Below are 21,529 nucleotides of genomic sequence, written 5' to 3' on the forward strand. Positions count from 1 at the left end.
TCAGACTTCCAGTCGTTGTACTTTCTCGAATGCCGGCATCTCGCTGCTCAGCACGTTCATGGCGTCGGTGCGTTCTTGTAAAGGGCTCTGCCTCAGTTGCGGCAGCAAGCGCTCAAGATGCCGCCCCTCGTCAATGCCGTGATCTACCAGTAACTGCAAATTTTCCGACACCACAGGTAGTTCACTGTCGGGCAACCCATTGGCTGATTCAGCCTCCCGGGACCTGATCCAATACCACCAGCGGATTTCATCGAACGCGGCAAGCGTGTCGTCGTGCAATTGCAGGGGATACCTGAGCTCATCTTTCGCGCCGTTGGCGTCGTGTGGTCGTTCCCAGGTTCGCCATTTCTGATCTTCGACATGAGCCGGCGGCGTATGGACACTTTCCCATGGGCCGTAGAGAGCCTGTGCGGGGGCGGTCATTGCTAATGCGCTCCAGAAAGCCGGGTCGTAGAACCGCGCCAGAGAGTCTCCGTAGGATTGGGAGTTCATTCGCAACAGACGACGGGCATGCAGTAAGGAGTTTTCCGGTGTATCGCTGGAGGTCAGAAGCATGCCTGAACGATTCTCCCGGCACAGTTCAATGGCCTTGGTTGCTGCGGCGCTTCCCGGTTTCAATTGAAGCCAAAGCGGGCTGACATCATTCATTTCAGCAAAAGGCGTGTCCTGAAACAGTTTTTCCACTCCGTTCAGGTCGGATTGCTGATAGAGCTGCTCGAGGGCGTGGGGCTGGCGGACACTGTCGATAATGCAATACAGAGAACGGCTTCCACCGCTGCTCGAAGGCGCTGCGGCTACTGGTAGTTCAAGGAATTGACTCAGCCATGCAGACATGGGCAAACCTCTCGTGAGCAAGCGCCGTTGGATTGCTTTCCGCAGACAGGAACAAGGGGAAGGCCTTGCATGCTTTTTCGTACAAACGGATTGAGCATGGCCGGCACCAACAACTTCCCGGCCTTGTCCGTATCCGCCTGCTTCAACGGCCCCGGCATCAACGGGGCGGCGCCGGTGCCGCTGCCCGGTCCACCACCGGAGTTGATGTTGATCGCCGGCCCACTCATGGTCACGCCGCCGCCATCGATCTTGATGAAGCTGCCCCCACCGACCAGCGTCAGCTCAGCCCCAGCCTCCAGCACCACTTTCATGCCACTGCTCAGGTGAATTTCCTGCCCCGCGTCGATGAATTGCCCGGTGCCGATCTTGATGTGCTGGTTCACGCCCACGGTCAGGTGGTCGTTGGCGCGGGCTTCGACTTTGCGGTCTTCGTAGACGGTGTGGTGTTCTTCGGCCTTGAATTCCGTGTAGCTGTTCTTTTCCACGACGTCGTGGCGTTCGTTGCCGACGCGGATTTTCTGGTCGTGTTCGATGTTCTCGTCCCAGTCGCGCTGGGCGTGGAGGAAGATCTGTTCCTGGCCTTTCTTGTCTTCGATGCGCAGTTCGTTGAAGCCACCGCCACCCATCGAGCTCAGGGTCTTGAAGGTGGTGCGGGTCTTGTTCGCCGGCAGGGCGTACGGGACGGTGTTTTCCTTGTGGTACAGGCAGCCGCTGATCAGCGGCTGGTCGGGGTCGCCTTCGAGGAAGGTGACCAGCACTTCCATGCCAATGCGCGGGATGGCGATGCCGCCGTACTGGGCGCCGGCCCAGGCGGAAGACACGCGCAGCCAGCAGCTGGTCTTGTCGTCGGCCTGGCCGTCGCGGTCCCAGTGGAACTGGACTTTGACGCGGCCGTATTCGTCGCAGTGGATTTCTTCGCCTTTAGGGCCGGTGACTACGGCGCTCTGGCTGCCGAGGATGCGCGGTTTCGGGTGGCGCAGGGGCGGGCGGTTCGGCACGTCCCACGGGGTGGCCTGGAAGCGGTTGCGGTAGCCCTGATGGAAATCGTCTTTGAGCGCGGTGGTGTCACTGGTCACCGACTCTTCCAGCACCTGCGGCTGTTTGCCTTCGTGGTGGACTTCGGTGAGCAGCCACAGATCATTCCACTTGGCCTTCGGGTGTTCTTTCAGCGCGAGGAAATGGCCGCTGACCAGCAACGGCTGGTCGCTCTTGCCTTCGGCGAGCTGGAAGTCGCTGCGGTGGCGTTCGAGGGCGCGTTTGGCCAGGTGCTTGCCGCGCTCGCGGTCGACGAAACGGCCCGGGTAGTCGTAGTCCTCGAGGTCGGGCAGGGCGTCGCCGCGGTTTTCGCTTTCGAGGGTGATCCGCGGTTTTTCGAAGTCGTAGTCGCGGCGGGTGGTGCGGCTGGTGCGGGTTTCCAGGCACAGCTTGAAGCCTTTGATCACCGGTTCTTCGGCGACCATGCCGCTGCCCTGCACATACGCGGTCGGTTGGCCGAGGTTGGGGAACACGGTCTGGTCGTCACCGAACACCAGCAGGTGACCTTTCTAGCAAGAACTGGACCCATGGTGCGTAATAACTTCGTATAGCATACATTATACGAAGTTATACGAATTCCAGCTACCTCGCGGATCGTCGCCTTGCGACATGTTGTAGTACACGTCGGTATACTGTTCTACCGGCGGTAATTTACCCGGCGGGAAGTTGTTACGAATCGAATACAGCGCCTTTTCAAAAGAGAGCTGGTGCGCGACTTCACGGGTCATTAAGAAACTGAGCGTGTCTTTTACGCCGGGATCGTCGAAGTTATACGACAGGCGTTCATAAATGATCTTCGCTCGCGCCTCTGCCGCGATGTTTGAGCGTAGATCGGCTGTGACTTCGCCGATAGTATCAATATAAGCCGCGGTCCACGGTACGCCGCCGGAGTTCGTCAACGCCGGGCCGCCTCTTGACGATGACCTACTCTCACATGGGGAAACCCCACACTACCATCGGCGATGCATCGTTTCACTTCTGAGTTCGGGATGGGATCAGGTGGTTCCAACGCTCTATGGTCGTCAAGAAATTCGGGTACTGACTCGCGACCGGATGGCCTCGCTTCAGCAAATTGGGTATGTGACAGCTTTCGGTGTCTTGTGAGCGTCGAACTTTCGGTTCATTGCGTCTTCACACACCGCAATCTGGCCTCTTTCGAGTCTACAGATTGCTTGGGTGTTATATGGTCAAGCCTCACGGGCAATTAGTATTGGTTAGCTCAACGCCTCACAGCGCTTACACACCCAACCTATCAACGTCGTAGTCTTCGACGGCCCTTCAGGGAACTCAAGGTTCCAGTGAGATCTCATCTTGAGGCAAGTTTCCCGCTTAGATGCTTTCAGCGGTTATCTTTCCCGAACATAGCTACCCGGCAATGCCACTGGCGTGACAACCGGAACACCAGAGGTTCGTCCACTCCGGTCCTCTCGTACTAGGAGCAGCCCCTCTCAAATCTCAAACGTCCACGGCAGATAGGGACCGAACTGTCTCACGACGTTCTAAACCCAGCTCGCGTACCACTTTAAATGGCGAACAGCCATACCCTTGGGACCGGCTTCAGCCCCAGGATGTGATGAGCCGACATCGAGGTGCCAAACACCGCCGTCGATATGAACTCTTGGGCGGTATCAGCCTGTTATCCCCGGAGTACCTTTTATCCGTTGAGCGATGGCCCTTCCATACAGAACCACCGGATCACTAAGACCTACTTTCGTACCTGCTCGACGTGTCTGTCTCGCAGTCAAGCGCGCTTTTGCCTTTATACTCTACGACCGATTTCCGACCGGTCTGAGCGCACCTTCGTACTCCTCCGTTACTCTTTAGGAGGAGACCGCCCCAGTCAAACTACCCACCATACACTGTCCTCGATCCGGATAACGGACCTGAGTTAGAACCTCAAAGTTGCCAGGGTGGTATTTCAAGGATGGCTCCACGCGAACTGGCGTCCACGCTTCAAAGCCTCCCACCTATCCTACACAAGCAAATTCAAAGTCCAGTGCAAAGCTATAGTAAAGGTTCACGGGGTCTTTCCGTCTAGCCGCGGATACACTGCATCTTCACAGCGATTTCAATTTCACTGAGTCTCGGGTGGAGACAGCGCCGCCATCGTTACGCCATTCGTGCAGGTCGGAACTTACCCGACAAGGAATTTCGCTACCTTAGGACCGTTATAGTTACGGCCGCCGTTTACCGGGGCTTCGATCAAGAGCTTCGCGTTAGCTAACCCCATCAATTAACCTTCCGGCACCGGGCAGGCGTCACACCCTATACGTCCACTTTCGTGTTTGCAGAGTGCTGTGTTTTTAATAAACAGTCGCAGCGGCCTGGTATCTTCGACCGGCGTGGGCTTACGCAGCAAGTGCTTCACCCTCACCGGCGCACCTTCTCCCGAAGTTACGGTGCCATTTTGCCTAGTTCCTTCACCCGAGTTCTCTCAAGCGCCTTGGTATTCTCTACCCAACCACCTGTGTCGGTTTGGGGTACGGTTCCTAGTTATCTGAAGCTTAGAAGCTTTTCTTGGAAGCATGGCATCAACCACTTCGTCGCCTAAAGGCAACTCGTCATCAGCTCTCGGCCTTGAAACCCCGGATTTACCTAAGATTTCAGCCTACCACCTTAAACTTGGACAACCAACGCCAAGCTGGCCTAGCCTTCTCCGTCCCTCCATCGCAATAACCAGAAGTACAGGAATATTAACCTGTTTTCCATCGACTACGCTTTTCAGCCTCGCCTTAGGGACCGACTAACCCTGCGTCGATTAACGTTGCGCAGGAAACCTTGGTCTTTCGGCGTGGGTGTTTTTCACACCCATTGTCGTTACTCATGTCAGCATTCGCACTTCTGATACCTCCAGCAAGCTTCTCAACTCACCTTCACAGGCTTACAGAACGCTCCTCTACCGCATCACTTGCGTGATACCCGTAGCTTCGGTGTATGGTTTGAGCCCCGTTACATCTTCCGCGCAGGCCGACTCGACTAGTGAGCTATTACGCTTTCTTTAAAGGGTGGCTGCTTCTAAGCCAACCTCCTAGCTGTCTAAGCCTTCCCACATCGTTTCCCACTTAACCATAACTTTGGGACCTTAGCTGACGGTCTGGGTTGTTTCCCTTTTCACGACGGACGTTAGCACCCGCCGTGTGTCTCCCATGCTCGGCACTTGTAGGTATTCGGAGTTTGCATCGGTTTGGTAAGTCGGGATGACCCCCTAGCCGAAACAGTGCTCTACCCCCTACAGTGATACATGAGGCGCTACCTAAATAGCTTTCGAGGAGAACCAGCTATCTCCGAGCTTGATTAGCCTTTCACTCCGATCCACAGGTCATCCGCTAACTTTTCAACGGTAGTCGGTTCGGTCCTCCAGTCAGTGTTACCTAACCTTCAACCTGCCCATGGATAGATCGCCCGGTTTCGGGTCTATTCCCAGCGACTAGACGCCCTATTAAGACTCGCTTTCGCTACGCCTCCCCTATTCGGTTAAGCTCGCCACTGAAAATAAGTCGCTGACCCATTATACAAAAGGTACGCAGTCACAGAACAAAGTCTGCTCCCACTGCTTGTACGCATACGGTTTCAGGATCTATTTCACTCCCCTCTCCGGGGTTCTTTTCGCCTTTCCCTCACGGTACTAGTTCACTATCGGTCAGTCAGTAGTATTTAGCCTTGGAGGATGGTCCCCCCATATTCAGACAAAGTTTCTCGTGCTCCGTCCTACTCGATTTCATGACTAAGAGACTTTCGCGTACAGGGCTATCACCCACTATGGCCGCACTTTCCAGAGCGTTCCGCTAATCTCAAAGCCACTTAAGGGCTAGTCCCCGTTCGCTCGCCACTACTAAGGGAATCTCGGTTGATTTCTTTTCCTCAGGGTACTTAGATGTTTCAGTTCCCCTGGTTCGCCTCTTGCACCTATGTATTCAGTACAAGATAACCATCTTGTGATGGCTGGGTTCCCCCATTCAGACATCTCCGGATCAAAGTCTGTTTGCCGACTCCCCGAAGCTTTTCGCAGGCTACCACGTCTTTCATCGCCTCTGACTGCCAAGGCATCCACCGTATGCGCTTCTTCACTTGACCATATAACCCCAAGCAATCTGGTTATACTGTGAAGACGACATTCGCCGAAAATTCGAATTTCTCAACTAAGAGAACTCACAAATTTTACCTTAGCCTGATCCGTTACCAGTGAAAGTAACGTTCAGTCTATCTTTCTATCACATACCCAAATTTTTAAAGAACGAACCAGTCAAAAGACTAGAAATCAACATTCACCATCAACGATGGAATGCTCATTTCTAAGCTTTTACTTCAGAAGCAGTAGTGGTGGAGCCAAGCGGGATCGAACCGCTGACCTCCTGCGTGCAAGGCAGGCGCTCTCCCAGCTGAGCTATGGCCCCGTATTTCTACAGGCGTTTCCCACACAAAATTGGTGGGTCTGGGCAGATTCGAACTGCCGACCTCACCCTTATCAGGGGTGCGCTCTAACCAACTGAGCTACAGACCCAATTTCGGGCTGCTTCTTTCGTCTTCTTCAATGAATCAAGCAATTCGTGTGGGAACTTATGGAGCAGCTGATGTCGTCGATTAAGGAGGTGATCCAGCCGCAGGTTCCCCTACGGCTACCTTGTTACGACTTCACCCCAGTCATGAATCACACCGTGGTAACCGTCCTCCCGAAGGTTAGACTAGCTACTTCTGGTGCAACCCACTCCCATGGTGTGACGGGCGGTGTGTACAAGGCCCGGGAACGTATTCACCGCGACATTCTGATTCGCGATTACTAGCGATTCCGACTTCACGCAGTCGAGTTGCAGACTGCGATCCGGACTACGATCGGTTTTATGGGATTAGCTCCACCTCGCGGCTTGGCAACCCTTTGTACCGACCATTGTAGCACGTGTGTAGCCCAGGCCGTAAGGGCCATGATGACTTGACGTCATCCCCACCTTCCTCCGGTTTGTCACCGGCAGTCTCCTTAGAGTGCCCACCATAACGTGCTGGTAACTAAGGACAAGGGTTGCGCTCGTTACGGGACTTAACCCAACATCTCACGACACGAGCTGACGACAGCCATGCAGCACCTGTCTCAATGTTCCCGAAGGCACCAATCCATCTCTGGAAAGTTCATTGGATGTCAAGGCCTGGTAAGGTTCTTCGCGTTGCTTCGAATTAAACCACATGCTCCACCGCTTGTGCGGGCCCCCGTCAATTCATTTGAGTTTTAACCTTGCGGCCGTACTCCCCAGGCGGTCAACTTAATGCGTTAGCTGCGCCACTAAGAGCTCAAGGCTCCCAACGGCTAGTTGACATCGTTTACGGCGTGGACTACCAGGGTATCTAATCCTGTTTGCTCCCCACGCTTTCGCACCTCAGTGTCAGTATCAGTCCAGGTGGTCGCCTTCGCCACTGGTGTTCCTTCCTATATCTACGCATTTCACCGCTACACAGGAAATTCCACCACCCTCTACCATACTCTAGCTCGCCAGTTTTGGATGCAGTTCCCAGGTTGAGCCCGGGGATTTCACATCCAACTTAACGAACCACCTACGCGCGCTTTACGCCCAGTAATTCCGATTAACGCTTGCACCCTCTGTATTACCGCGGCTGCTGGCACAGAGTTAGCCGGTGCTTATTCTGTCGGTAACGTCAAAATTGCAGAGTATTAATCTACAACCCTTCCTCCCAACTTAAAGTGCTTTACAATCCGAAGACCTTCTTCACACACGCGGCATGGCTGGATCAGGCTTTCGCCCATTGTCCAATATTCCCCACTGCTGCCTCCCGTAGGAGTCTGGACCGTGTCTCAGTTCCAGTGTGACTGATCATCCTCTCAGACCAGTTACGGATCGTCGCCTTGGTGAGCCATTACCTCACCAACTAGCTAATCCGACCTAGGCTCATCTGATAGCGCAAGGCCCGAAGGTCCCCTGCTTTCTCCCGTAGGACGTATGCGGTATTAGCGTTCCTTTCGAAACGTTGTCCCCCACTACCAGGCAGATTCCTAGGCATTACTCACCCGTCCGCCGCTGAATTCAGGAGCAAGCTCCCTTCATCCGCTCGACTTGCATGTGTTAGGCCTGCCGCCAGCGTTCAATCTGAGCCATGATCAAACTCTTCAGTTCAAACATCTTTGGGTTTTTAAGAAACCCTAAACTTGGCTCAGCAATCGTTGGTTACATCTTTGATTTCTCGCGGAGTAACTTGTGATGCTGATAATCTTGTTGACTATCAGTCTGACTCCACAAGCACCCACACGAATTGCTTGATTCAGTTGTTAATTCCAGATCCGGTTCAGTGCTCTCGCCATCAGGTCTGTACGCAGCCTCCATTTGTAGGCGCGGTTTCTCGAAATCGTAGTCGCGGCGGATGGTGCGGCTGGTGCGGGTTTCCAGGCGCAGGTCGAAGCGTTTGATGACCGGGTTGCTGGCGACCATGCCGGAGTCCTGCTGATAGGCCACCGGCGCCAGTTTCTTGAACACCGTCTGGTCATCGCCGAACACCAGTTTGTGGCCCGTGGCGCTGTGCTGGAAGTGGTAGTGAATGCCTTCTTCTTCGCACAGGCGCTGGATGAAATGCAGGTCCGATTCGTCGTACTGCACGCAGTAGATGCGATCAGGGTAGATCGAGCCGGTCTGGAAGGCATAGGCGTTGCCCTGGATGCCGTGCTCTTCGAGAACCTTGCCAATGATTTTTGGCACGCTGAGGTTCTGGAAGATCCGCTGGTTGATTCGGTGCGCCAGGTACGCCAGTTGCGGGCGCAGGGTCACGGAGTAGCGCGTCAGGCGCTTGCCGGAATCGCCTTGCGCGGCGCGGTAGATCAGGCCGTGGATGCCGCTGCCGTCGGGCGACAGCTGCAGGAAGGCCGGTTTGTGCAGCAGGGTTTCGAGGTTCAGCGACGGCTGCTCACTGACCAGCTCCACCTCGAATACGAAAGGCTGGCTGATGGCTTCCCGGCCGCTCAGGGTAAACACCTGAAAGTCGGCGGAAAGACCTTCGATGGTCAGGGCAAAGTGGGTTTCATTGGCCGGCGCGAACATCCCTTGTTCCTCGTGCTGTACAGCGGCGTTCGTCGACCGTTATCGGTCGACGAACGCGAAATTCTGGAGGGGCGTAAACAACATCGACCAGCAGAGCTGGCCGATGCTTGAAACGATCAGCCGTAATTAAACGACTGGAGCACGCCAGTCATCGGAACCCGAAGTACCGGATACTTCGTGGGTCCAGGTGATTTTGCGGTAGGTGAACTGCACTTCTTCCAGGTGGGTGAAGTGCGAGTTGCCTGGATCCTGGCAGTTGTGCATTTTGTTGTTGATGGCGACGATGATCGCGTCTTCCAGTTTGGTGGTGTAGTAGTGCTCTTGGGTACCTTGAGCCGAAGTGCGGTACCACTGGATAACGATTTCGCTCATGCGCTCGCCGGAGGTCAGAGCGGCTTGCAGCAGAGGCGAAGCCTTGTCGTAGACCTTGGTGATGATCACTGGCTTGTGAACGCGCTGACCGGTTGGCTGACCGGATTGCGGGTCACGCGGGATGATCACGTCGTGGCTGAACGCCTGAACCATGACCTGGTCTTCGTGACCTTCCTGGTAGGTGTTGCCAACGGAGTCGGCGGTGAAAGCGCCGGCAGTGATCAGGCCTTGTTTTTCGCCGGTAACCGACATGTACGCTGGTGTTGCCATGGGAGGTGCTCCTTGCGGATAAAGTTAGGGTGCCCGGGAGGCGAAATCGCCCGGTGGGTGCCTGACTGTTATCAAGGAGCGTGCCAGCTTTTGGTGTGCCCCCGGGAGCCGGGGACTTGACCGCTCTGGCTCGCGGGTTTGAGCGTTTTTTGAACAGCGATGAAAGCAAAAGTGCGCAACTTCTTGCGCAGTACTGCGCAAGAAGTTGCGCACTCGGCTACAGGCGACGGTAACCGGGGGCTGTAGCGAAATAAGGCGGCGATTTCGCGAATCAAGTGCGCAAGAAGTTGCGCACCATGGCACATGGCTACTGCCTCTTCGGATCATCTAAAACCGAAATGACCAATCCATCGCCCCTTTTTGCCATTGCGCCACTGGCACGCCACCCTCCGATTCCTCGAAAGTCCCTGTCCAGAGCCCGTCGTGTTTTATGACCGGAAGGCTAGAGCGCGGCAAACCGTCTTATAAATGAAACACCGCCCTCAGCTATACTCCCCCGCATTTCGACCCGCCCCGAGGACTGACTGTGAAGAACTGGACGTTGCGCCAACGCATTTTGGCGAGCTTTGCGGTGATTATCGCCATCATGCTGCTGATGGTGGTCGTCTCGTATTCGCGGCTGCTGAAGATCGAGGCCAGTGAAAACAGCGTCCGTGACGACGCGATTCCCGGCGTCTATTACAGCTCGATGATTCGTGGCGCGTGGGTCGACAGCTACCTGCAGACCCAGGAACTGCTGGGGCTCAAGGAAGGGCAGGGCATCAGCAGCGAAGATGCGGCCGATTACAAGGCTTTCGAATCCCGGCTTCAGGAACAGATGGCCAATTACCGTGGCACGGTGGTCACGGACGAGGACAAGCTCGAATTCGCGGCGTTCGAGAAATATCACGACGCCTACCTGAAAATTCAGGATGCGGTGCTCGACCTGCACAAGCGCAATCTCGAAGCTGACGCCGTCAAGCTGTTCCACGAGCAACTGACTCCGACCTGGTACTCGGGCCGGATGAAGCTCAACGACATCATCAGCGAAAACAAGAGAGTCGCCGACCAGGCCATGGCCAACATCGACGAGGCCGTGGCGGCAGCCAAAGTCAGCATGTTTGTCTCGCTGGTGGTGGCGGTGCTGGCCGCCGGTTTCTGTGGTCTGTTGCTGATGCGCGCGATCATGGCGCCGATGAACCGCATCGTGCAGATCCTCGACATCATGCGCACCGGCGATCTGAGCAGCCGCTTGAATCTCGAGCGCAAGGACGAGTTCGGCGCGGTGGAAACCGGCTTCAACGACATGATGACCGAGCTCACCTCGCTGGTGTCCCAGGCCCAGCGCTCGTCAGTGCAGGTCACCACCTCGGTGACCGAGATCGCTGCGACCTCCAAGCAACAGCAAGCCACCGCCACCGAAACCGCTGCGACCACCACTGAAATCGGCGCGACGTCCCGCGAAATTGCGGCGACCTCCCGCGACCTCGTACGCACGATGACCGAAGTCTCCACCGCCGCCGATCAGGCCTCGGTGCTGGCCGGTTCCGGGCAGCAGGGCCTGGCGCGCATGGAAGACACCATGCACTCGGTGATGGGCGCGGCGGATCTGGTGAACGCCAAACTGGCGATCCTCAACGAGAAGGCCGGCAACATCAATCAGGTGGTGGTGACCATCGTCAAGGTCGCCGACCAGACCAACCTGCTGTCCCTGAACGCCGCGATTGAAGCGGAGAAGGCTGGTGAATACGGCCGTGGTTTCGCCGTGGTCGCCACCGAAGTGCGGCGTCTGGCGGATCAGACCGCTGTTGCCACGTATGACATCGAACAGATGGTCCGCGAGATCCAGTCGGCGGTGTCCGCCGGGGTGATGGGCATGGACAAGTTCTCCGAGGAAGTACGGCGCGGCATGGCTGAAGTGCAGCAGGTCGGCGAGCAGCTGTCGCAGATCATCCATCAGGTGCAGGCGCTGGCGCCGCGGGTGTTGATGGTCAACGAAGGCATGCAGGCCCAGGCGACCGGTGCCGAGCAGATCAACCACGCGCTGGTGCAGCTGGGTGATGCCAGCAGCCAGACGGTCGAGTCGTTGCGTCAGGCCAGTTTCGCCATCGACGAACTGAGCCAGGTGGCCGTGGGCCTGCGCAGCGGCGTTTCGCGATTCAAAGTCTGATGAGCGAAATCACCGCCAAACGCAGCGCTGCACCGGTGGCGAAGCAGGCGTTGTTTCTGCTGTTTCGCATCGGCAGCGAACGCTACGCCCTGCGCGCCACGGAAGTGGCCGAAGTGCTGCCGCGCCTGCCGTTGAAGCCGATTGCCCGGGCGCCGCACTGGGTGGCGGGGGTGTTCGCCTATCGCGGCACGGTGGTGCCGGTGATCGACCTAAGTGCCCTGACCTTCGGCCATCCTGCGCAAGCGCGCACCAGCACGCGACTGGTGCTGGTGCATTACCGCGCGGAAGACTCGCAACCCGCGCAGTGGTTGGGACTGATCCTCGAACAGGCCACCGACACCCTGCGCTGCAACCCGGATGAGTTTCAGCCGTACGGCCTCGACAATCGTCAGGCACCGTACCTGGGCCCGGTACGCGAAGACGCGCAGGGGCTGGTGCAGTGGGTACGGGTCAACGGATTGCTGGACGAGTCGGTGCGTACGTTGTTGTTCCCGTCGCCGCCGCTGGATCCGGCGCGGCTTGAGGAGCAGCCATGAGCAGCGACCAGCGCTTCTTCGACTTTCTCAAGGAACGCATCGGCCTCGACGTCGCTTCGGTCGGGCCGGCGATCATCGAGCGAGCCGTGCGCCAGCGCATCACCCTGTCGCAAACGGTGAATGCCGATGAGTACTGGCAGACCCTGCAAGGCTCGCGGGATGAACAGCAGGCGCTGATCGAAGCGGTGATCGTCCCCGAGACCTGGTTTTTCCGTTACCCGGAATCCTTCGCCACCCTGGGCAAACTGGCGCGCAAACGCCTGGGCGAATTGAACAACATGCGCGCGCTGCGCATCCTCAGCCTGCCGTGCTCCACGGGTGAAGAACCCTATTCGATTGCCATGGCCTTGCTCGATGCCGGTCTCAAGCCCCATCAGTTCAAGGTCGATGGCATGGACGTCAGCCCCTTGTCCGTGGACAAGGCGCGGCGGGCGCTGTACGGCAAGAACTCGTTTCGCGGCCAGGAGCTGGATTTTCGCGAGCGGCATTTTTCTGCCGAGAACGAAGGTTACCGGGTGAGTGAAAGCGTCCGCGAGCAGGTGCGCCTGCATGTTGGCAACGTGCTCGATCCGTCATTGCTGGCCAACGAGCCGCCGTTCGATTTCGTGTTCTGCCGCAACCTGCTGATCTATTTCGATCAGCCGACCCAGCAGCAGGTATTCGCCGTGCTCAAGCGCCTGACCCATGTCGATGGCGTGCTGTTTATCGGCCCGGCCGAGGGCAGCCTGCTCGGGCGGCTCGGCATGCGTTCGATCGGGATTCCACAGTCCTTCGCTTTCAGCCGTCACAGCGATCCACAACCCGAACCGTTGCCGGCGCCGACCGCGATTCCGGTGCCGTTACCTGTGCGCCAACCAGTGCGCAGCACGCCACCGCCGCCGGTGCGCAACCGTCCGTTTGCTGGCGTGACGCCTTTGCCCGCGACGGCTAAAACCACCAATCCCGACGCCGCGACCTTGCTGGCCAACATCGCCGCCCTGGCCAACGAAGGCAGAAGTGCCGAGGCCCGGGCCGCGTGCGAACAGTATTTGCGCAGCCATGAGCCGGTGGCCCAGGTGTTCTACTGGCTCGGCCTGTTGAGCGATGTCGCCGGCAGCGCCCTCGAAGCCCAGAGCTTTTACCGCAAAGCGCTGTACCTCGAACCGCAACACCCCGAAGCCTTGATGCACCTGGCTGCGTTGCTGCAGGCCCAGGGCGACACGGCCGGCGCCAGACGATTGCAGGAGCGCGCCGCCCGCAGCGGCCGCACCGCCGACAGTGAGCGTAAACGATGATCCCGTCCGACACCTTGAACGTCACCCACGAAGACGCCCGGGCCATCGACGATTGCTGGAACCGCATCGGCATCCATGGCGACAAGTCCTGTCCGCTGCTGGATGAGCACATCCATTGCCGCAACTGCTCGGTGTATTCCGCCGCCGCCACGCGCCTGCTCGACCGCTATGCGTTGCAGCAGGACGAGCGCGATCCGGTGGCGATCCAGGTCGAGACCGAGCTGAAGACCCGTTCGCTGCTGATGTTCCGCCTCGGCGAAGAATGGCTCGGTCTGGCCACCCGCAGTCTGGTGGAGGTCGCGCCGTTGCAGGCGATTCACTCGCTGCCGCACCAGCGCTCCCGGGCCTTGCTCGGCGTGGCGAACGTGCGCGGTGCGCTGGTGGCGTGCCTGTCACTGGTTGAACTGCTCGATCTCGACAGCAGCGCAGCCCCGGCGACCGGCGCGCGGATCATGCCGCGCATGCTGATCATCGCGGCCCAGGGTGGGCCAGTGGTGGTGCCGGTGGACGAAGTCGACGGGATTCACGCCATCGACGAGCGAATTCTCGATGCCGCATCGCGTTCCGGCGCACAGGCCAGCGCCAAATACACCCGAGGCGTGTTGCCTTTCAAAGGTCGCAGCCTGCGTTGGCTGGATGAAGAACAGCTGTTGTCCGCCGTGTCCCGGAGCCTCACATGACCCCCGAGCAAATGCGCGACGCCTCCTTGCTCGAGCTGTTCAGCCTCGAAGCCGAAGCCCAGACCCAGGTGCTCAGCGCCGGGCTGCTGGCGCTGGAGCGCAACCCGACCCAGGCCGATCAGCTCGAATCGTGCATGCGTGCGGCGCACTCGCTGAAAGGCGCGGCGCGGATCGTCGGCATCGACAGCGGCGTCAGCGTCGCCCACGTGATGGAAGATTGTCTGGTCAGTGCGCAGGAAGGCCGGTTGTTCCTGCGCCCGGAACATATCGATGCGTTGTTGCAGGGCACCGACTTGCTGATGCGCATCGCCACCCCGGCCAGTGGCCCGCAACCGGCGGACATCGAGGCTTACGTGGCGTTGATGGGCTGTTTGCTCGACCCGGCGGCACCGGCCGTGGTGCCCGCCGCTCCGAGTGCGCCACCGATGGCCGAGTTGCAGCTTCAGCCACCGACAGTGGTTGAATCGACCCCGGTTGAAATTCCCGTTGAGGTTGCCGAGCCGGAACCCGCGCCGCGCAAGAGCAAGCGCACCACCGAAGGTGGCGAGCGGGTGCTGCGGGTCACCGCCGAACGCCTGAACAGCCTGCTCGATCTGTCGAGCAAATCCTTGGTGGAAACCCAGCGCCTCAAACCGCACCTGGCCACCATGCAGCGCCTCAAGCGCATGCAGAACAACGGCCTGCGGGCGCTGGAAAGTCTCAACGTTCATCTCAAGGAACACGCCCTGAGCCTTGAAGCTCAAGAGGCGCTGGAAGACGCGCGCCGTTTGCTCGCCGAATCCCAGCAATTGCTGGCAGAGAAAAACGCCGAGCTCGACGAGTTTGCCTGGCAAGCAAGTCAGCGCGCACAAGTGCTCTACGACACCGCGCTGGCCTGCCGCATGCGGCCGTTCGCCGATGTGCTGTCCGGGCAGGTGCGGATGGTGCGCGACCTCGGTCGCAGCCTCGGTAAACAGGTGCGGTTGGAGATTGAAGGCGAGAAGACTCAGGTCGATCGCGATGTACTCGAAAAACTCGAAGCACCTCTGACGCACCTGCTGCGCAATGCAGTCGATCACGGCATCGAAACTCCGGAAGAGCGCCTGCTCAAAGGCAAGTCCGAAGAGGGCCTGATCCGTCTGCGCGCCTCGCATCAGGCCGGTCTGCTGGTGTTGGAACTGAGCGACGACGGCAATGGTGTGGATCTGGAAAAGGTCCGCCGCAGCATCGTCGAACGTCAGTTGTCGCCCGCGGAAACCGCCGCCCAGTTGAGTGAAGAGGAACTGCTGACCTTCCTGTTTCTGCCGGGTTTCAGCCTGCGCGACAAGGTCACCGAAGTGTCGGGTCGTGGCGTCGGTCTCGATGCTGTTCAGCACATGGTCCGCCAGTTGCGCGGTGCGGTGGTGCTGGAGCAGACGGCGGGCGAGGGCAGTCGTTTCTATCTCGAAGTGCCGCTGACCCTGTCGGTGGTGCGCAGCCTGGTGGTGGAAGTCGGCGACGAGGCCTACGCCTTCCCGCTGGCGCACATCGAGCGCATGTGCGATCTGGCGCCGGAGGACATCGTGCAGGTCGAAGGGCGCCAGCATTTCTGGCACGAAGGCCGGCATGTCGGGCTCGTCGCGGCCAGTCAGTTATTGCAACGTCCGGCCAGCCAGAACAGCGGCGATACCCTGAAAGTCGTGGTGATCCGCGAGCGCGATGCGATCTACGGCGTGGCGGTCGAGCGTTTCATCGGCGAGCGCACGCTGGTGGTGCTGCCGCTGGATGAGCGGCTGGGCAAGGTGCAGGACATTTCCGCCGGGGCCTTGCTCGACGATGGCTCGGTGGTGCTGATCGTCGATGTTGAAGACATGCTGCGTTCGGTGGACAAACTGCTCAATACCGGTCGTCTGGAGCGTATTGCCCGTCACGGTAATCAGGCCGCGGAAGCCGCGCGCAAACGGATTCTGGTGGTCGACGACTCGCTGACCGTGCGCGAACTGCAACGCAAGCTGCTGCTCAATCGCGGCTACGACGTGGCCGTTGCGGTGGACGGCATGGACGGCTGGAACGCCCTGCGCTCCGAGGACTTCGATCTGCTGATCACCGACATTGACATGCCGCGCATGGACGGCATCGAACTGGTCTCGCTGCTGCGCCGCGACAACCGTCTGCAATCGCTGCCGGTGATGGTGGTGTCTTACAAGGATCGCGAGGAAGACCGTCGCCGTGGACTGGACGCCGGCGCCGACTATTATCTGGCCAAGGCCAGTTTTCATGACGACGCCCTGCTCGACGCGGTGGTTGAGCTCATCGGAGGAGCGCGGGCATGAAGATCGCAATCGTCAACGACATGCCCCTGGCGGTGGAGGCCCTGCGCCGGGCGCTGGCCTTCGAGCCTGCGCATCAGGTGATGTGGGTCGCCAGCAACGGCGCCGAAGCGGTGCGCCTGTGCGCCGAAAACACCCCTGACCTGATCCTGATGGATCTGATCATGCCGGTGATGGATGGCGTCGAGGCCACCCGCCGGATCATGGCCGAGAGCCCGTGCGCGATCGTCATCGTCACCGTGGACCGCCAGCAGAATGTGCACCGGGTTTTCGAAGCCATGGGCCACGGCGCGCTGGACGTGGTCGACACCCCGGCCATCGGCGGCGGCAATCCTCAGGAAGCGGCGGCGCCGCTGCTGCGTAAAATCCTTAATATCGGCTGGCTGATCGGCGAGAAAACCGCCCGCTCGCGCCCCGTACCTGCGGCACCGCGCAGTACCGCCTCGCGCCAGCGGCTGGTGGCGATCGGCTCTTCGGCCGGTGGTCCGGCGGCGCTGGAAGTCTTGCTCAAGGGCCTGCCGCGCCACTTTTCGGCGGCCATCGTGCTGGTGCAGCATGTTGATCAGGTGTTCGCCGCTGGCATGGCCGAATGGCTGGCCAGCGCCAGCGGTCTGGATGTGCGTCTGGCCCGCGAAGGCGAACCGCCGCAGGCCGGCGCGGTGTTGCTGGCCGGCACCAACCACCATATTCGCTTGCTCAAGAACGGCACGCTGGCCTACACCGCCGAGCCGGTCAACGAGATCTACCGCCCTTCGATCGACGTATTTTTCGAAAGCGTCGCCAGTTACTGGAACGGTGACGCAGTAGGGGTTTTATTGACAGGGATGGGACGCGACGGGGCTCAAGGGCTTAAGCTCATGCGTCAACAGGGCTATCTGACCATCGCGCAGGATCAGCAAAGCAGTGCGGTGTACGGCATGCCCAAGGCTGCCGCAGCCATCGACGCAGCCGTAGAAATCCGTCCACTGGAAAAGATAGCGCCACGATTGCTGGAGATTTTCCCTAAATGAACACATCCATCCGCAATCCTGGCCCCCGCAGCACTCAGGTGACCGCCCATGAATGACTTACAGATCGATGACATCAAAACCGACGAGAACGCCGCCATGGTGTTGTTGGTGGACGATCAGGCGATGATCGGCGAAGCCGTGCGCCGTGGGCTGTCGAATGAAGAGAACATCGACTTCCACTTCTGCTCCGACCCGCATCTTGCCGTGGCCCATGCGGTGCGGATCAAGCCGACCGTGATCCTGCAGGATCTGGTGATGCCCGGCCTCGACGGCCTGAGCCTGGTGCGCGAATACCGCAATCACCCGGCGACCAAGGACATTCCGATCATCGTCCTGTCGACCAAGGAAGACCCGTTGATCAAGAGCGCGGCGTTCTCCGCCGGGGCCAACGATTACCTGGTGAAACTGCCGGACAACATCGAGCTGGTGGCGCGTATTCGCTATCACTCGCGCTCCTACATGACGTTGCTGCAGCGGGATGCGGCCTACCGCGCGCTGCGGGTCAGCCAGCAGCAATTGCTCGACACCAACCTCGTCCTGCAACGGCTGATGAACTCCGACGGCCTGACCGGGCTGTCCAACCGCCGGCACTTCGACGAATACCTGGAACTGGAATGGCGTCGTTCGTTGCGCGACCAGAGCCAGTTGTCGTTGCTGATGATCGACGTCGATTACTTCAAGTCCTACAACGACACCTTCGGTCACGTCGAAGGTGACGAAGCCTTGCGCAAGGTCGCCACGGCAATCCGCGAGGCCAGCGCCCGGCCGTCCGATCTGCCGGCGCGTTATGGCGGCGAAGAGTTTGCGCTGGTGCTGCCCAACACCTCGCCGGGCGGAGCACGGCTGGTGGCGGAAAAGCTGCGCCAGACGGTCGCGGCGCTGAAGATTCCGCACAATGCCCCGGCCGAAGGATCGAGCCTGACCATCAGCATCGGTCTGGCGACCATGGTGCCGGAGTCGGGCAGCGACTGCCGGTTGCTGATCTCGGCGGCGGATCGCGGCCTGTACCTGGCCAAGAACAACGGGCGCAATCAGGTCGGCATCGAATAGGTACGCGATACCCTTGTGGGAGCGGGCTTGCTCGCGAATGCGGTGGGTCATTCAGCAATGATGTCGACTGATACTCCGCCTTCGCGGGCAAGCCCGCTCCCACAGGGATCTGTGTCAGGCCATGTCAAGTGAATCGCCTCAAGAGCCGCCAGACGGGCTGCCGTGACAGCGTGATTACGTTATACTCGCCGGCTTTCAAAAGTTCGCCAACGAGTGCTGCCCGTCATGGAAATCAACCCGATCCTGAACACCATCAAGGACCTGTCCGAGCGCTCCGAAACTATTCGGGGGTATCTTTGACTACGATCAAAAGCATGAGCGTCTGATCGAAGTCAATCGCGAGCTTGAAGATCCTGCAGTCTGGAACAAACCTGAATACGCTCAGGAACTGGGCCGCGAGCGCGCTGCGCTGGCGCAGATCGTCGACACCCTCGACGAACTGAACGGTGGCCTGGCCGATTGCCGCGAGCTGCTGGACATGGCCGTTGAAGAGAACGACGAGGGCGCGGTCAACGACGTCGTCGAAGTCCTTCAAGGTCTCGAAGAGTCCCTGTCCAAGCTCGAATTCCGCCGTATGTTCAGCCACGAGATGGATCCGAACAACGCCTACCTGGACATCCAGGCCGGTTCCGGCGGCACCGAAGCCCAGGACTGGGCCAACATCCTGCTGCGCATGTACCTGCGCTGGGCCGACAAACGCGGTTTCGACGCGACCATCATGGAGCTGTCGGCCGGTGAAGTCGCCGGGATCAAGGGTGCGACCGTGCACATCAAGGGTGAATACGCCTTTGGCTGGCTGCGTACCGAGATCGGCGTGCACCGTCTGGTGCGCAAGAGCCCGTTCGACTCCGGCAACCGTCGCCACACCTCGTTCTCCGCGGTTTTCGTTTCGCCAGAGATCGATGACAAGGTGGAAATCGAAATCAACCCGGCAGACCTGCGGATCGACACCTATCGTTCCTCCGGTGCCGGTGGTCAGCACGTAAACACCACCGACTCGGCCGTACGTATCACCCACGTACCGACCAACACCGTGGTGAGCTGCCAGAACGAACGTTCCCAGCACGCCAACAAGGACACCGCCATGAAAATGTTGCGGGCCAAGTTGTACGAGCAGGAAATGCAGAAGCGCAACGCCGCGTCCCAGGCCCTGGAAGACACCAAGTCGGACATCGGCTGGGGTCACCAGATCCGTTCGTACGTGCTCGATGCGTCGCGGATCAAGGATTTGCGCACCAACATCGAACGCAGTGACTGCGACAAGGTGCTCGACGGCGACATCGACGAATACCTGGAAGCCAGCCTGAAATCGGGGCTGTAAGCTTTCAACCGACCTCAAGTCCCCCGTCGCCGGCGGGGGCAACGAACCTGTGATGGAAAATTTAAAGACATGAGCGACCAACAACTCGACCAGGCCCTGCAACAGGAAGAAAACTCCCTGATCGCTCTGCGCAAGGAAAAGCTTGCTGCCGAGCGCGCCAAGGGCAACGCCTTCCCGAACGACTTCCGCCGCGACAACTACTGCGATGCGTTGCAGAAACAGTACGCGGACAAGACCAAGGAAGAGCTGGCAGAGGCTGCGATCCCGGTCAAGGTTGCAGGTCGCATCATGCTCAACCGTGGCTCGTTCATGGTGATCCAGGACATGACCGGTCGCATCCAGGTCTACGTCAACCGCAAGACCCTGTCCGAAGAAACCCTGGCCGCGGTGAAAACCTGGGACATGGGCGACATCATCGCCGCCGAAGGCACCCTGGCCCGCTCCGGCAAGGGTGATCTGTACGTCGAGATGACCAGCGTGCGCCTGCTGACCAAATCCCTGCGCCCGCTGCCGGACAAGCACCACGGCCTGACCGACACCGAACAGCGCTACCGTCAGCGCTACGTTGACCTGATCGTCAACGAAGACGTGCGCCAGACCTTCCGCGTCCGTTCGCAAGTGATCGCACACATCCGCAGCTTCCTGATGAAGCGCGACTTCCTCGAAGTCGAAACGCCGATGCTGCAGACCATTCCTGGCGGCGCCGCGGCCAAGCCGTTCGAAACCCACCACAACGCGCTGGACATGGAAATGTTCCTGCGTATCGCGCCGGAGCTGTACCTCAAGCGCCTGGTGGTTGGCGGCTTCGAAAAAGTGTTCGAGATCAACCGCAACTTCCGTAACGAAGGCGTTTCGACTCGTCACAACCCAGAATTCACCATGTTGGAGTTCTACCAGGCTTACGCCGACTACGAAGACAACATGGACCTGACCGAAGAACTGTTCCGCGAGCTGGCGCAGTTGGTTCTGGGCAGCACTGACGTGCCGTACGGCGACAAGGTGTTCCACTTCGGCGAGCCGTTCGTGCGTCTGTCGGTGTTCGACTCGATCCTCAAGTACAACCCCGAGCTGACTGCCGATGACCTGAATGACATCGACAAGGCGCGCGCTATCGCCAAGAAGGCCGGCGCCAAGGTGCTGGGCTTCGAAGGTCTGGGCAAGCTGCAGGTGATGATTTTCGAAGAGCTGGTCGAGCACAAGCTGGAGCAGCCGCACTTCATCACCCAGTATCCGTTCGAAGTGTCGCCGCTGGCCCGTCGCAACGACGACAACCCGAACGTCACCGACCGCTTCGAGCTGTTCATCGGCGGCCGTGAAATCGCCAACGCCTACTCCGAGCTGAACGACGCGGAAGACCAGGCCGAGCGCTTCATGGCCCAGGTGGCCGACAAGGACGCCGGCGACGACGAAGCCATGCACTACGACGCCGACTTCGTTCGTGCGCTGGAGTACGGCATGCCGCCGACGGCCGGCGAAGGTATCGGCATCGACCGTCTGGTGATGCTGCTGACCAACTCCCCGTCGATCCGCGACGTGATCCTGTTCCCGCACATGCGGCCACAAGCGTAAGTGTTTCAATAAAAAAGCCGCCTGAAATGGGCGGCTTTTTATTGCCTGTCTGGTACAAACGTATCAAATGGTTAATTTTGAAGAAAACAACAGAGGTATGCCTGTCG

General features: G+C 59.1%; 11 protein-coding genes, 2 tRNA genes, 3 rRNA genes and 3 pseudogenes. 9 read left to right on the forward strand and 10 right to left on the reverse strand.

Annotation, left to right across the window (positions count from 1 at the left end; genetic code table 11):
• The 10 genes and pseudogenes from AWU82_RS15555 to AWU82_RS15600 all read right to left on the reverse strand — a co-directional run bounded on the left by AWU82_RS15555 (position 1) and on the right by AWU82_RS15600 (position 9,545).
• Positions 1 to 834 (reverse strand): DUF4123 domain-containing protein, encoded by an 834-nt coding sequence (locus AWU82_RS15555; protein ID WP_064382393.1) that lies wholly within the window; start codon positions 832 to 834, stop codon positions 1 to 3.
• Positions 819 to 2,372: pseudogene (gene tssI, locus AWU82_RS15560) on the reverse strand (type VI secretion system tip protein TssI/VgrG); the annotation flags it as partial. The gene AWU82_RS15555 and the pseudogene tssI (AWU82_RS15560), both read right to left, overlap by 16 nt.
• A 72-nt stretch (positions 2,373 to 2,444) precedes the next feature.
• Positions 2,445 to 2,780 (reverse strand): annotated as a pseudogene (locus AWU82_RS15565) (manganese catalase family protein); the annotation flags it as partial.
• Positions 2,781 to 2,896: ribosomal RNA gene (rrf, locus tag AWU82_RS15570) — 5S ribosomal RNA — on the reverse strand. It abuts the pseudogene before it with no gap.
• Between the two features lie 156 nt (positions 2,897 to 3,052).
• Positions 3,053 to 5,943: ribosomal RNA gene (locus AWU82_RS15575) — 23S ribosomal RNA — on the reverse strand.
• Positions 5,944 to 6,187: 244 nt separating this feature from the next.
• Positions 6,188 to 6,263 (reverse strand) — tRNA-Ala (locus tag AWU82_RS15580).
• 30 nt (positions 6,264 to 6,293) lie between these two features.
• Positions 6,294 to 6,370 (reverse strand) — tRNA-Ile (locus AWU82_RS15585).
• 81 nt (positions 6,371 to 6,451) lie between these two features.
• Positions 6,452 to 7,988 (reverse strand): 16S ribosomal RNA (locus tag AWU82_RS15590).
• The 16S, 23S and 5S rRNA genes sit together here with 2 tRNA genes alongside, the layout of an rRNA operon.
• A gap of 156 nt (positions 7,989 to 8,144) precedes the next feature.
• Positions 8,145 to 8,903: pseudogene (tssI, locus tag AWU82_RS15595) on the reverse strand (type VI secretion system tip protein TssI/VgrG); the annotation flags it as partial.
• Positions 8,904 to 9,029: 126 nt separating this feature from the next.
• Positions 9,030 to 9,545 carry an Hcp family type VI secretion system effector gene (locus tag AWU82_RS15600; protein ID WP_003226246.1) on the reverse strand — a complete coding sequence of 172 codons (516 nt, stop codon included), beginning with the start codon at positions 9,543 to 9,545 and terminating at the stop codon, positions 9,030 to 9,032.
• A 526-nt stretch (positions 9,546 to 10,071) separates the two neighbouring features.
• Here AWU82_RS15600 and AWU82_RS15605 point away from each other — a divergent pair.
• From AWU82_RS15605 to lysS, 9 genes are all read left to right on the forward strand, one after another.
• Positions 10,072 to 11,694, forward strand: a complete 1,623-nt coding sequence (locus AWU82_RS15605; protein ID WP_011332639.1) for a methyl-accepting chemotaxis protein — start codon at positions 10,072 to 10,074, stop codon at positions 11,692 to 11,694.
• On the forward strand, positions 11,694 to 12,230 hold the full coding sequence (locus tag AWU82_RS15610) for a chemotaxis protein CheW (protein ID WP_064378955.1): 537 nt from the start codon (positions 11,694 to 11,696) through the stop codon (positions 12,228 to 12,230). Before AWU82_RS15605 ends, AWU82_RS15610 begins: the two co-directional genes overlap by 1 nt.
• Positions 12,227 to 13,504, forward strand: a complete 1,278-nt coding sequence (locus tag AWU82_RS15615; RefSeq protein WP_064378956.1) for a CheR family methyltransferase — start codon at positions 12,227 to 12,229, stop codon at positions 13,502 to 13,504. Before AWU82_RS15610 ends, AWU82_RS15615 begins: the two co-directional genes overlap by 4 nt.
• On the forward strand, positions 13,501 to 14,184 hold the full coding sequence (locus AWU82_RS15620; protein WP_011332642.1) for a chemotaxis protein CheW: 684 nt from the start codon (positions 13,501 to 13,503) through the stop codon (positions 14,182 to 14,184). The genes AWU82_RS15615 and AWU82_RS15620 overlap by 4 nt, the downstream gene beginning before the upstream one ends.
• Positions 14,181 to 16,475: a hybrid sensor histidine kinase/response regulator gene (locus AWU82_RS15625; protein WP_064378957.1), complete on the forward strand. Its 2,295-nt coding sequence runs from the start codon at positions 14,181 to 14,183 to the stop codon at positions 16,473 to 16,475. Before AWU82_RS15620 ends, AWU82_RS15625 begins: the two co-directional genes overlap by 4 nt.
• The gene (gene cheB / locus AWU82_RS15630) at positions 16,472 to 17,482 is read left to right on the forward strand and encodes a chemotaxis response regulator protein-glutamate methylesterase (protein WP_064378958.1); all 1,011 of its coding nucleotides are present in this window, start codon (positions 16,472 to 16,474) and stop codon (positions 17,480 to 17,482) included. Before AWU82_RS15625 ends, cheB begins: the two co-directional genes overlap by 4 nt.
• Positions 17,483 to 17,530: 48 nt before the next feature.
• Positions 17,531 to 18,532 carry a response regulator gene (locus AWU82_RS15635; protein WP_011332645.1) on the forward strand — a complete coding sequence of 334 codons (1,002 nt, stop codon included), beginning with the start codon at positions 17,531 to 17,533 and terminating at the stop codon, positions 18,530 to 18,532.
• A gap of 225 nt (positions 18,533 to 18,757) precedes the next feature.
• Positions 18,758 to 19,853, forward strand: a protein-coding gene (gene prfB / locus AWU82_RS15640) for a peptide chain release factor 2 (RefSeq protein ID WP_102621447.1) whose coding sequence is annotated in 2 segments (ribosomal slippage) — positions 18,758 to 18,829 and positions 18,831 to 19,853 — 1,095 coding nt in all. Because the reading frame shifts where the segments join, the coding sequence is not laid out codon by codon here.
• Between the two features lie 69 nt (positions 19,854 to 19,922).
• Positions 19,923 to 21,422: a lysine--tRNA ligase gene (lysS, locus tag AWU82_RS15645; RefSeq protein WP_011332646.1), complete on the forward strand. Its 1,500-nt coding sequence runs from the start codon at positions 19,923 to 19,925 to the stop codon at positions 21,420 to 21,422.
• The last annotated feature ends 107 nt before the right edge of the window (positions 21,423 to 21,529 follow it).

Source organism: Pseudomonas glycinae (assembly GCF_001594225.2).
Lineage (GTDB): Bacteria > Pseudomonadota > Gammaproteobacteria > Pseudomonadales > Pseudomonadaceae > Aquipseudomonas > Aquipseudomonas glycinae.